General features: G+C 36.8%; 13 protein-coding genes. 4 read left to right on the plus strand and 9 right to left on the minus strand.

What is annotated here, in order from left to right:
* The first annotated feature begins 35 nt into the window (after positions 1-35).
* Positions 36-404: a hypothetical protein gene (locus ABMA76_RS14615; protein ID WP_393061998.1), complete on the plus strand. Its 369-nt coding sequence runs from the start codon at positions 36-38 to the stop codon at positions 402-404.
* On the opposite strand, the gene ABMA76_RS14620 is transcribed toward ABMA76_RS14615, so the two are convergent.
* From ABMA76_RS14620 to nth, 3 genes are read right to left on the minus strand one after another with little or no spacing between them, the layout of a single operon-like run.
* Positions 381-1,160: a DUF2797 domain-containing protein gene (locus ABMA76_RS14620; protein WP_393062000.1), complete on the minus strand. Its 780-nt coding sequence runs from the start codon at positions 1,158-1,160 to the stop codon at positions 381-383. The two genes, ABMA76_RS14615 and ABMA76_RS14620, sit on opposite strands and share 24 nt — an antisense overlap.
* A 28-nt stretch (positions 1,161-1,188) precedes the next feature.
* Positions 1,189-1,866: an alpha/beta hydrolase gene (locus ABMA76_RS14625; RefSeq protein WP_392911414.1), complete on the minus strand. Its 678-nt coding sequence runs from the start codon at positions 1,864-1,866 to the stop codon at positions 1,189-1,191.
* On the minus strand, positions 1,863-2,513 hold the full coding sequence (nth, locus tag ABMA76_RS14630; protein ID WP_392911412.1) for an endonuclease III: 651 nt from the start codon (positions 2,511-2,513) through the stop codon (positions 1,863-1,865). The genes ABMA76_RS14625 and nth overlap by 4 nt, the downstream gene beginning before the upstream one ends.
* Positions 2,514-2,582: 69 nt before the next feature.
* Between nth and yidD the strand changes: the two genes are divergently transcribed.
* Together yidD and ABMA76_RS14640 are read left to right on the plus strand one after the other, a co-directional pair.
* A complete protein-coding gene (gene yidD / locus ABMA76_RS14635) occupies positions 2,583-2,822 on the plus strand; it encodes a membrane protein insertion efficiency factor YidD (RefSeq protein WP_392911410.1) in 240 nt (79 codons plus the stop codon).
* Entirely contained in the window at positions 2,819-4,165 is a 1,347-nt protein-coding gene (locus tag ABMA76_RS14640; RefSeq protein ID WP_392911409.1) for a D-alanyl-D-alanine carboxypeptidase, read from the plus strand. The genes yidD and ABMA76_RS14640 overlap by 4 nt, the downstream gene beginning before the upstream one ends.
* Here ABMA76_RS14640 and ABMA76_RS14645 read toward each other — a convergent pair.
* From ABMA76_RS14645 to priA, 4 genes are all read right to left on the minus strand, one after another.
* The gene (locus tag ABMA76_RS14645; RefSeq protein ID WP_393062002.1) at positions 4,162-4,893 is read right to left on the minus strand and encodes a hypothetical protein; all 732 of its coding nucleotides are present in this window, start codon (positions 4,891-4,893) and stop codon (positions 4,162-4,164) included. The two genes, ABMA76_RS14640 and ABMA76_RS14645, sit on opposite strands and share 4 nt — an antisense overlap.
* Positions 4,877-6,343, minus strand: a complete 1,467-nt coding sequence (locus ABMA76_RS14650) for a sensor histidine kinase (RefSeq protein WP_392911405.1) — start codon at positions 6,341-6,343, stop codon at positions 4,877-4,879. Before ABMA76_RS14650 ends, ABMA76_RS14645 begins: the two co-directional genes overlap by 17 nt.
* Positions 6,344-6,446: 103 nt before the next feature.
* Positions 6,447-7,040 carry a LysE family translocator gene (locus ABMA76_RS14655; RefSeq protein ID WP_393062004.1) on the minus strand — a complete coding sequence of 198 codons (594 nt, stop codon included), beginning with the start codon at positions 7,038-7,040 and terminating at the stop codon, positions 6,447-6,449.
* Between the two features lie 3 nt (positions 7,041-7,043).
* Positions 7,044-9,080, minus strand: coding sequence for a primosomal protein N' (priA, locus tag ABMA76_RS14660; protein WP_393062006.1), 2,037 nt, complete (start codon positions 9,078-9,080; stop codon positions 7,044-7,046).
* 57 nt (positions 9,081-9,137) lie between these two features.
* Between priA and lgt the strand changes: the two genes are divergently transcribed.
* Positions 9,138-9,917: a prolipoprotein diacylglyceryl transferase gene (gene lgt / locus ABMA76_RS14665; protein ID WP_392911399.1), complete on the plus strand. Its 780-nt coding sequence runs from the start codon at positions 9,138-9,140 to the stop codon at positions 9,915-9,917.
* On the opposite strand, the gene ABMA76_RS14670 is transcribed toward lgt, so the two are convergent.
* Both ABMA76_RS14670 and ABMA76_RS14675 read right to left on the minus strand, forming a co-directional pair.
* Positions 9,904-12,027 (minus strand): patatin-like phospholipase family protein, encoded by a 2,124-nt coding sequence (locus ABMA76_RS14670; protein ID WP_392911397.1) that lies wholly within the window; start codon positions 12,025-12,027, stop codon positions 9,904-9,906. The genes lgt and ABMA76_RS14670 overlap by 14 nt on opposite strands.
* Before the next feature lie 48 nt (positions 12,028-12,075).
* Positions 12,076-12,576 carry a hypothetical protein gene (locus ABMA76_RS14675; RefSeq protein ID WP_392911395.1) on the minus strand — a complete coding sequence of 167 codons (501 nt, stop codon included), beginning with the start codon at positions 12,574-12,576 and terminating at the stop codon, positions 12,076-12,078.
* Positions 12,577-12,618: the final 42 nt, after the last annotated feature.

Consider the following 12,618-nt stretch of genomic DNA (forward strand, 5'->3'; position numbering starts at 1 on the left):
GCTTTTATAATTATACTTAAATTTAAGGAAAAGTAATGTTTTGTCCAAAGTGTTTAAGTAATAGTCTACATCTAAAAGAAAAAGGCGTCATTCATATATTAGTAAATGGACGCCAAAAAGATACAGGTCGCTTTCTTTACAACTTGGATAGACGTCCTGAGATCACTCAAAATATTTCCAATAAAATTCTTGAACATTTTAAGTGGATCGCAAGTTTCCAAAATACAAAACCAGTTGAACACTTGAATATCATCACTTCTGATGCAAAATGTGATAATGGTTGCGCAATTCCTTTAGCTCAAAAGTTTTCACTACTCGATCATCTTATTTCAACTAGAGAAGTTAAGAATATGGTTCAAATACATGCAAAAGAATGTGGATTAGACGTCGAGCTCGACACTTAAAAAGTAACCACCATGCTTTCTCATATTCACGCATCCCGTATCTAAAATTAAATACTGACCTTTAATTCCCATTAAAGTCCCCTCAATAACAGGGCTCTTATCAAAACCAATTGACTTAACTTTCGTAGGATATTCAAGCACAGGGTATTCAATATGAGTAACTTCTTCTTCAATATCATCAAGGCCAAAGCTATCAATAATATCCGCAAAATCATCATAAATTTGATCTCGAATCATTTCGAGGTCTTCGTCTGCGACTTCATTCATGAGCATCTTTCGCCAATTAGTCTTATCAGAAAATGCCTTAGCAATCTCAACTTCAATCTCACCAGAAGTCTTACGATCAGGAACTTCTAAAATTGGAAGCGCATATGAAGCTCCCTGATCTATCCAGCGAGTAGGAATTTGAGTGTGTCTCGTAATCCCCACTTTCACATGACTAGAGACCGCAAGATACACATAGTGTGGAATCATGCAATTCTCTTCTCCCCACTTCGGCTCGCGACAAGTCCCTTTGTGGTAATGGCAAAGCTCTGGCTTTACAATACAAGTGTCACATTGAGCAAGAGTGATCATTTCCTTATATGAGTATCCTTGAGAATAGGACTTCTTTATTAACTCTCCTGAATAAATTGAATTAATCTGACCATCAAAGCTTAGCTTGATTTTCTTTCCTAAAAGATCATTCATATAAAGTAGCTCATCACCTAAAGGTAAGTGATAATGTGCTAAACCATCTTCAAGAGATGTTTTCATTTTGCGTATATTTCCGCTTAACATAATTTTATTTCTCCAAGAATGTTTTTAACTTTTGAATCACGGGCATTGGAATCTCATGGCCACCTTGAAATGGATGAAACTCGTATTCATCAACCTTTTCAAGATAAGTCTTAAGTTTCTCGCTCAAGAAAAATGGCAGAATTGGGTCTGCACTTCCATGGGATTGAAAAATTGGAATATGTCTAATATGCTTCGTATTCTCCGCGATATGCCCTTCATCAAAAAGAGTTGATGATAAAAGAAATAAGCGTTTAATTAATTCCGGTTCTTTATAAGCAATCGCAAGACTCATCATTGATCCTTGAGAAAATCCACCAAGGTACACTTCATCACTATTCTTTTTAATTTCCTTAATTAGATGAATAAGGCGATCACGCATATCTTCAATACCATCAGGAACACTTTGTGAGAAGAAGTCTTCGATACGACCTTCCATTGATGCCTGCTGTAGCCCTACCATGTCAATCGGAAACCATGCACTTCCCTTCATTCCCATACCGATATCAACTTTCATTGGCCCATCGACAAAGTACCAATTAAATTCATCCTTAGGATCAAGGTATTGATATAAAGGAGCTAAATCTTGAAAGCTTGCTCCATATCCATGGAGAACAATAATAGATTTTTTAGTGCTCCCCTCTTGTAGTAAAATATCGAAGTCATTAATTCGTGTAACTCTCATTTTTTTGTCTCAACTTTTGATTTACGGTTTGGATAAACATGGCGACAGATTGGACATTCAAGACCAAAACATGACCTCGCCTTACAATACTCACGCCCATAGAAGATAATTTGCAAGTGAAGTTTATTCCAAAGATCTCTTGGAAATAGCTTCTTACAGTCGGCCTCTGTCTGATCGACATTCTTTCCCTTAGTTAGGCCCCAACGCTGAGCAAGTCTATGAATATGAGTATCGACTGGAAATGCTGGAACATCAAAAGCTTGGGCCATAACAACTGAAGCTGTTTTGTGACCAACTCCTGGAAGCTTTTCAAGCTCCTCAAAGCTTGCTGGAACTTCTCCCTCATGTTCATTAACGAGAATGCGAGAAAGGTCATAAATGGCCTTCGACTTTCTAGGAGAAAGCCCACAAGGCTTAATGATTTCCTTGATCTCTTCTTGTGTTAATTTCATCATGTCACGTGCGTTGTCGGCCTTTGCAAAAAGCGCTGGCGTTACTTGATTAACTCGTTCATCAGTACACTGCGCTGACAAAAGCACAGCAATAAGTAATGTGAACTCATTCGTATGATCTAGCGGCGTTGGAGTTTCTGGATAAAGCTCCTCAAGCGCCTCAACAATATAGTTTGCTCTTTCTTGTTTTAACATCTTCTTTCCTATTAATTTGAACCACAAAAATTTAGCAAATTATCCATGAAAATGCTAAAATAACGCGTAATGAGATACGTTTTCATCAAATTAATCCGCTTTTACCAACTGGCAATCTCCCCATTTCTCGGGTCTAATTGTCGCTATACGCCAACATGTTCCCAATATGGCATCGAGGCCTTTAGTAAATTGCCTTTTCACGTTGCCTTTTGGAGAACGACAAAACGCATTCTAAGCTGTCACCCATGGGCCAAGGGCGGCCATGATCCCGTAACTCCAGACTGTAGTCATAAGGATGGACATAAATGAAGTACTTGGTTTTATTTTTATTTTCACTGGCAGCTCTTGCTACAACTTCAATTGAAAAATTAAAGAAAGAATTTTTAAATAAAGGTGATGAATTAAGCTATTTTTTAGAATGGGATAGTGGCAAATCTAGATCCCTAGATACAAAGAGTACTTTTATTCCCGCATCTATTTTCAAGATTTTCTCGGCCTACTATATCTTGGATAAGTTAGGGACTGACTATCGATTTAAAACGACCATCGCCACACGTGGGCATATCTCAAATGGTATTCTCAAAGGTGACCTGATCCTAAGTACTTCGGGTGATCCTTACTTTCTTACCGCCCAAGCATTTGATCTTGTGGATGCCGTAAAGGCCGCCGGTATAAAAAAAGTAGAGGGAAAACTCGTTATCATCAATAACTTTGTCAACTTAAGTCGCATTGGTAACGTTGGCCTTGATGATCAGCCTTATAATCAAAGTATTTCAGGACTTAATATAAACTTTAACCGCTTCAAATCTATTGGCCGCGATAATAAAGAAATTTTTCCTATTCACGATGGCTTCAATGTAAATAGAGCGACTAAAAAGCTTGGTCCAGGAGAAGGCTTTCGTCATCTTAACAATAGTAAAAAAGAAGAATGGGTCTATTCAAAAACAGACAGCTACTTCCTAGAAGTTCCTTTAAGAAACTCACTACTCTTTAATGCTCACTACTTCAACAACCACCTAAAGACGGCCGGAATAGAAACAAGTGGTATTACTTTTGAAAAGAAGTTTACTAAGTCAAAAATTTTAAATTCAATCTACTCTGTTCCATCTTTGGATATGGTAAAACTTTCTCTCGAGTACTCAAACAATCTCTTTATCGAAACCTTAGTTTTAAAAGCAACAAACAAAGATAACCTGAAAGATGCTGCCCAAAAAATGGTTAAAGATTTAAAGCTACCCGTGAAGGGAGACATCACAAATAGCTCCGGCCTAAGCGTTGACATTGAAATGCAAGCACAGGACATCGTGAAATTTATCAATAAAAATGCCTATAAGAAATTTGGTAATCACTACTTTATTAACCTACTTTCAATTACTGGTCACAGTGGCTCTCTTCACCGTAAGTATTTAACAAAAGCTGGTTTTGAAAAGTATCGTTACAAAACAGGAAGTCTTGATTACGTTTATAATATTTGCGGAAGAAGCTTTGAAGCTGATCCCGTAACATTTTGTATTATGATTAATAATCCCAAAAAACGAAAGCTGCTGATGGGAGAAAACTCCCTAAAGAATGAACAACTCCGTCAAGATGCTAAAGCGTGGAGACGCTCAAAGGAGCGCTTTAGCGAGTTGTTAATGTATGAGTTAAATTAAAATTTGAATAGTTTACGACAACAAGGCCTATCTTTTATTTGTTTTAAAAGACTCATCATCATATCTTTTGAAATATGCGAGGACTTCGTCATAATAACCCGATGATCATATACTTGGTCATAATGTTCAGAGATAATAAGCTTATCTTTAAGTTCGCTATTTTTGTCAAAGAAGATATCTAAATAAGACTCTGTAACAATAGCAATATCACCCCTGCCTTTAAGAATACTGAGAATATTTCCCTCGTGAGAGTTAGTATAAACAATCTTAGCATTAAAGCTTTTATCAACTTCATAATCGAGGAAGCCGTAGTGGTAGCCATCAAATAATAGAATCATTTTCTTCTTTAGTTGCTTTAGGTAGTTTTGATTTCTATCTTTCTTCAATGCGATAAACTTTTCACCACCAAATGAAAAAGGAGGAGTCATCACATAACTAATCTGATGATCACTCCAGCCCCACTTAGGGCTTTCAAAGAAAATCAGATCACAACGACTTGATGTAAAGTCACGGTAACGACGTCTTGCAGATGTTTCGATAATTTTAAAATGGTACTTGTTTTGAACTTTATTAAGTTCCTCAATCATCTCTAGTAAAACCCCACTTTTTTCTCCATTTTTTTTCATGTAAAAAGGTGGAAAATGATAGGCTCCGACGAGAATATCTTTTGCAGCAAAAATTGAAATTGAAAATGAGAAGGCGATAAGAACCTTAGTGAATATGTTCACTCATACCTCCACTATATTTCGGTAGTGAGATAATGAATTTTGTATTCTCTGCTTTTGGATCATACTTTAAATAACCGTCGTTATTTAACATCATTTCATACGACAAGCTTAAGCCCAGACCTGTCCCTTTATTAACATCTTTTGTCGTATAAAATGGCTCCATAATACGACTTTCAATACGAGGGTCTATCCCCTTTCCACTATCGATGACTTCAATATAAAGATTTTCAAAGTCTTGTTTAATAACAACATTTATATGCCGCTCTTCAAGGTCTTCAATTGCATCAATTGAATTATTGATTAAGTTAACAAGAACCTGACTAATCTGAGTCTTGTTTGCATAAATAAGGTTTCCTTGAGAACTTTTGTCATAATGAAAACTAAGACCAATCTCTTTTTCGGTCAAACGGCCTTTACAAATCGCTAAGACAATTGACTCAAGTTCCTCACATCGAATGACTGTTTTTAAGTCTTTTTGCCCATCACGTGACATCGTCGACATACTTTTTACAATTTCAGTGATTCGATCAGCCGCGACTTCAACTTTTTCAAGAATATACTCGCATTTCTCGCCACTCACACATTTCTTCAGACGATTAAGATTGCCCAAGATAACAAATAAAGGATTATTAATTTCATGAGCAATTCCTGCTGCCATTTGTCCTAAGGCCGCAAGTCTTTCAGACTCATGACTTCTTTCTCTTTGTTCATATAACTCTTGAGTGCGTTTACTAACAGTAGCTTCAAGCTCCACATTGTATTGCTTTAATTTCTCATCTCTTAGAATAATTTCTTTTAGGGTTTTATTTAAAGTTTTTGCAAAGAAAGATAGTTCATTTAAAGCAAATTTTTCACGAATTGGTCGAAAGTCTCCACTTGCAATGAGGCTCGTTCGATTAACAAAGTGCTTAAGTGGGCTAAAGAATAAGTAATAGTATGCAATTGAAGTAACAATTAAAGATAAAACTAAACCAGAGGCAAACCACAACCCAATCATTTTCATGATATTGTGGACATAAATTGCATTTAAACGATTAGAAAAAATAATCTCAACATTCCCAATATTCTTCCCTTCATATGAAACATCGAAGTTTTCGATAATAATTTCAGGATTAACATACTTAGGAGCAGGGGCCTCAACAAGGGAGATATGGCTAAGAAGATTGTCACTCTCATCTTTTACTGTAATTGATCTTACGGTTTGATCACTTGAGTTTACAAAAACATTAGAAATTTTTTGAATATACTCTTTATTTAAGTTCCAAATAGGAAGCTTAAGTGAGTCTACGATTTGTCTTGAAATGATTTCTCGATCATTTTCAAAACGCACCTTTTCTTGATTATTATGGATGTGATAAGCAGCAATCCCTAAGACAAAGAAGCTTAAAGTAAGTACTACCCCCATAACAGTCGGAATAATAAATGAAAAGCGAGCTGGTGTTTTGTCCATGCTCTATATCTACTTGCGTTATTTAGATTTAGCAAGCAGTTTGTAAATAGAAATAGTTTTAAAAGAATGAGTCCAAACTAATGACAATAATAATATCAGCAACTTACAAAGATGTCGATATCATCCACAGTCCTACTGCAACGAGTAAGAAGCTGAAGAAGTACTGCGCCTTCTTTCCACCAAGGACATGTGCCAAGCGATTGCCCATAAAGAACCACAGTAAATGAGCGCTAGCTCCGCCAAAAAATAGGACAGCACTAAAAAGAGTAAGAAAGAGTTTACCTTCATTTAAAAATGGTGAGTAGACACTAATTGTGAAAACTAAGAACTTCGGATTGAGGGCCTGAAAAATTGCTCCCTCCAAAAATGAGGGGCCTTTCGAGCTTTCTTCTTCGCTATTAACCTTTACTTCCTTTACATTCGTAAGACTCTTGTAGGCCATATAGAATAAGTATAAAGCTCCAAAGATTGGTAAGTATGTCATGATCTTCTCGTGCTTCATGATGAAATCAGTCGCACCATAAAGACAGATCAAAAGACCAGAGATTGTCGAAAGCCAAAGCCCAAGAATAAAAGGTAGCGTTTTCTTAAAGCTATAAGTTCCACCAAGTCCGGCCAAGGTTACATTCGCAGGCCCTGGAGAATAACAAAGTGGTGCAACGATAAAAAAGAAACTAGTTAATATCTTTGTAATCATAAATTAAGTATCCATTGGATCGACATCGATCTTTAAAGAGAAGGAATAGTCGATCTTATTTTGGGCGCGAAAAATCTGCAAGACTCGATTTAGATCTCCCCCATTCTTACACATTAGAGACATGCTCCACGTGAACATATTCGCACGTCTTTCAATCATGGCAGGAGTTGGGCCCCAGACCTGGCCATCGATACCAAGCTGACCCATGAGGCCACGTAGCTTATGGATTTCACTTGAGAGATTCGCAATAATCTTATCACGATCTCTACCCGAAACATGAATATTGGCCATCTTAGTATAAGGAGGAAAAAGACCGAATTCTCGAGTCGTTAACTCGAACTCATAAAAGCCAGAAAAGCTATGTGACTTGATAAAATCAAACATCGTGTTATCAGGAAGCATCGTTTGAATTGCTACCTTAGCGTGATTTGAATAGCGTCCCGCTCGTCCTAGAATTTGTACAATCATCTGATAAGCTTTTTCCATGGCCCTAAAGTCAGGAAAGTTTAGCATTGAATCTGTTCCCAAGATTAGAACCAGATTTACCTTCTTAAAGTTGTGACCTTTAGAGAGCATCTGGGTCCCGACAAAGATATCGATCTCACCTTTGTGAAAGCGCTCAAGTTTATCCTCTAGCTTATCAAGGTTTGTGATCTCATCGCGATCAAATCTTTCAATTTTATTAGTCGGGAAAAAGTCTTGTAAGACTTCTTGCAGCCTTTCTGTTCCAAAGCCTTTTTGAAGAAGATTCATATTTCCACACTCAGGACAAATCTCTGGTCGCGGGATTTGATAATCTGAATGAGAACTCGAAAGAATATTTTTATTTTTAAAATATCTTAGAGGCACACCTGTATTTGGGTCTTCAAATTTATAACCACAGCTACGGCATTGAAGATAATTAGAAAAGCCGAGACGGTTTACAAAAACGAGTACTTGCTCTTTTCTATCCAGAGCTTCACTAATCATATCAATTGACTTCTTTTCAAAAGGCCAAATTGATAGAGCATCCATATCTTTCTTCGCTCCGTGTGATCGCGAATCCAGTAATTCAATATCAGGAAAGCCACCGGCAACCCTCTTTTCAAGCGAGAAGTAATTCTCTGGCTTAAGTTTTGAGAAAGTATAGTAGTTTTCAAGTGAAGGCGTTGCACTTCCAAGAACAACTGGAGCGTTAAAGAGCTGTGCTTTCTTAATGGCCACATCACGCCCATTGTATGGGCAACGATCTGTTTGCTTAAATGAACTATCGTGTTCTTCATCAACAATAACAAGACCTAGGTTTTCAACAGGTAGGAAAACACTTGAGCGCACTCCCATTAAGAGTACTGGGCGATCTGATTTTTTTAAGAACTTCCAAATAGCATTCTTGTGAGAAGGCGTTACTCCAGAATGGTAAGGAAGAATTGGACAGTCTAAATATTTTTTAAACGTCTCCATAAACTGAGGCGTTAAATTAATTTCAGGAAGCAAAAAGAGAACACTCTTTCCTTTCTTTAATACATTCTTAATCAAGTGAAGATAGATTAAAGTTTTACCAGAGCCAGTCACACCATGAACGAGAAAGCGATCAAAGCCAAGATCAAGTTTTGCATTGATACTTTCATAAATAGGTTTTTGGAGTGGTGATAGTTCATGCTCAAAGTCTTGGTTATCTCCAAATTGAGTTTCAACTTCACGCGGGCGCTTTAAAATCTTAGGTAAGCAATCCCAGGTCAATCGCCCTAGATTATAGTGATAGTAGCGAGACATCCAATCATAGAGTTTCATTTCACTCTCTGATAAAGCAAATTCAGGAGCTAGCACTTCATTAATTGGTCTTAACTTGTACTTAGTTATTGTATCTTCTAATTCCTTTTGCGTGATCGTAAAAGGCACAACAACACCCTTGGCCTTTCTTCGGCCGAGAGGAACTTCCACAAGGGTACCAACAGGAATTTCCTCACCTAGTGTCTTGTAAGTAAGAACACTTGGAAGTTTTGGATAATCAACCGCGACTTGGCAATAATGTTGAGCGTTTAGTGTGTTAACGTCTTGCATAAGAATTAAAAATAAAAAGTAAGTGTAAAACCTACACTAACATCATACAATAAGTATATGATTACATGGAATGTTGATCCAGAAATTTTTAGAATCGGACCAATTGCTGTTCGTTATTATTCACTAATGTTTATCGTTGGTTTCTTTATTGGTGAGCGCTATTGTCGTCGCTACCTAATCAAAGAAAAAGACTTTACAACAGACGAAGTTAGCTCACTTTTAAATTATATGATCGTTGGCTGTGTTGTAGGTGCACGCCTTGGACACTGTCTCTTTTATGAGCCAGGTTATTACTTAAGTAATCCACTTGAAATTCTCTATGTATGGAAAGGTGGACTAGCAAGTCATGGTGGCTTTCTTGGTGTTATTGTTTCAATTTATGCCTTCAAGAAAAGAGTTAAAGATGTTCCTCTCATGTGGCTTCTTGATCTCGTTGCGGCCCCGGCCCTTATGACAGGAGGCTTTATTAGACTTGGAAATCTTATGAATTCTGAGATCTTTGGTCACCCAACAAATCTTCCATGGGCCTTTAAATTTGTTCGTGCCGATAATATCCCTCGCCACCCTACTCAGCTCTATGAAGCACTAGGCTTTTTTGCGGTTTCTGGAATTGTTTATTTTCTTTATTCGAAATTTCACAACAAATGGCAATCTGGTCGCTTTTTAGGAATCATCTTCATCGGTGGGTTCTCATGGCGCTTCTTTGTAGAGTTCTTCAAAGAAAATCAAGTTGCTTTTGAACAGGGAATGGCCCTTAATATGGGACAGATTTTAAGTATACCACTCATTATAGTTGGATTTATCTTAATTCTATATAAACCTGTTACCAAAGGTTAAGCCCAAGCTCAAGGCCGGTTCCGAATTCTTTATTCTCATTTGCGTGAACATAGTGTACGAATGGTTTAACGCGTACTTTTTCATATATTGTAAATAGCGGATAGAGTTGTCCATAAATACCTGAGCAAGACTTAAAATTTGCACGAGTTGTATCACAATCCGTCGATCCATATTTATCAGCACTTGAAAACATATAACCACCACGTAACCCTAATGAGACTTGTAAAACTTCATCAGACCAGTTGAGCATTGTTTTCTCGATTCCAACATTAGGAATATAGACATTGTCATCATCTTTAGACTCTTGAAAGTCCATAACTGAATTTAACATTAGCCCAACATTCCAACGCCAACTCTTTACGCTTCGGGAGTAGTCATCAATTGCACGAGAATAGGTAATTTCAGCAAGTGTTCCCAGATCAATTGAAAAGTATGAATCATAGGGAATATAATAAATCGAATCAAGGTAGGCTTTTGAACCTAATTTTGCGACAAACTTTTCAGTAGCATTCAACTTGTCAGTATAAGAGTCGATTGAAGTATGTAACTTATTGATCACTAAATAAGGTGCATCACTTCGATTTATCCTCTTTTCTGTCTTATGTAGCTCATTAAAAAGAAAACTTTCATCCTTAAGCTTCCTTAAAGTGTATTGCGTAATATTCTCTCTTTGCTTGAACTTAAATTCTTTATAACGATTTTCAAATAGACGACTCTTTTTTAGCAACTCCTTCCTATAACATAAATTTAGCTCAAGTCCTTGCTCACAATTTTCAATAACCTTTGCAACAGAAATCCTAAGAATTGTCTTTAAATTCTTATTAAGTTTTTCAAGGCAAATATGGTCAAAATCCTTTAATTCAACGACGTCTACAATACAGACCTCATCTTGGTCAAACTGAACCCGACTAGGTTTTTTAAAATTTCGTCCAGTAAGATTCTTTCTTATATAGTCCCTTGTAAATTTTTTTGAATCAGCATAACCAACTAAGAAGTCAAAACGCCTAAAGTCTTCTTCAAAAAAACCAAAGAAAGCATACATAGGAGAAGAGGCCAAAGGAAGAGAAACTGTTGAACTCATCGAATTAGAAAAGCTTGGTGATTCATAAAAAGCGATAGTTTCACGAGAGCGTGCAGTGCCGATGAAGCTATCAAATATATCAAGAACATACTTTGCAACTTCTTTGCCATTCCCCTGAAATTCTCGCGTTTCATAAAGTAAGTGTTCATCGCTTGGATCAATGATAAGAAGTAAATTATCTTTGGCGACCTTATGCCTAGATACTTTATTAACAATAGTCAGAGGAATATTATTAAACATTCCGCCATCAATAAAAGTCCTCTTCGTTATCGATTTTTTTGGGCAATTTTTCTTTCTTTTAAAATTTTCATACTTACAATACTCAATATCAACTGGTCTAAATGCCAATGGGAAAGCACCTGATGCTTCAATAACTTGTAGAAGTTTCGTTAAATTTTCATCTTGATTCTTAGTAAACGGTAAATAAATTTGTCTCGTGGAATTAGTCGCAATAGGATAGTTTTCAATAATAGGAGGCTTCCCCTCGCCACGTCCACGAATGCGAAAGATTGCTTCATTTAACATTTGAGGAAACTTTCTTCCACCTTTATAGACTTCAATAATCTCTGGTTTCTTCTGTGTAAGAGTAATTCCGAAAACAATATCGATATCAGCTCTTAAACCTTCATTCCAAATTTTGCGTGCATCTTTATACATCGCTTGAATAGGTTTCTTTGACAAGAAGTTGGTCATGGACATTTGTTTATAATCAGCTAACCGATCAATTCCTAACGGAACCCAAAGTCGCCAGAACAAAGAATCCTTAACGATATAATCTTCTCCCCGAACTCTCCCCGCTTCAAGGAAAGTAATCAGAGCGTTCATACTACCGGCCGATGCTCCAGCATAAATTTGCGGAGTACGCTGTGCTTGGTAATTTAGTTTTTCAAATTCAGTTAGATAACTTAAGAAACCGCCCTCATATGAGCCAAGGGAGACACCACCACTAATGACAAGGGCAGTATTAATTTGTTTCGCGAAAGGTTGAAAACAAAAGAGGAAGCTCAATAGTAGGATAAAACGATTCATTCTAGTATTGTATTTGCTTCCTCTATTTGTGCCAAGTAAAGCTTAGACTTACTTGCAATATGATAAATCTAAATCATTCAAATTTTTATAGATGCTTGGGCTAAATGCCTTATCCCAAAGATCTTGCCCGGCCATTTTATCAAGGGCCATATCAGTTAGCTTTAAATTCTTGTTATAAGAAAATGAATTAGCAAGAGCACCAAATAGAGAACCACCCTGCCCTTCGACAGCGTTTCCATAGCAATTCATATCATCTTTAATATAGTCGTAGATGTCGATCATACGTTCTTTACCCATACTATCTGCTGAGTAATACTTAAGCTCTCCGCCTTCAATCACTGTAAATTTTTCGATTAAGCGATCAACCATTTCTTGCGAAAGCTCTTTACATAGTCTCTTCTTTTTACTTTTTGAACCATTTACGTGAAGCTCAGCAATGACTTCATTTGAGGCCTTAACAAAGCAGTCCACAAATTGCTTAGAGTTTATTTGGGCCATCGAGCTTGATGACAGAAGTACTAAAGCTGTTGAAATTACTAGATTTTTCATAAAAAATTCTCCTCGTGTCAATTGCGTATATAAATAAAATTA

The organism is Halobacteriovorax sp. ZH5_bin.2 (assembly GCF_043196375.1).
Taxonomy (GTDB): domain Bacteria; phylum Bdellovibrionota; class Bacteriovoracia; order Bacteriovoracales; family Bacteriovoracaceae; genus Halobacteriovorax_A.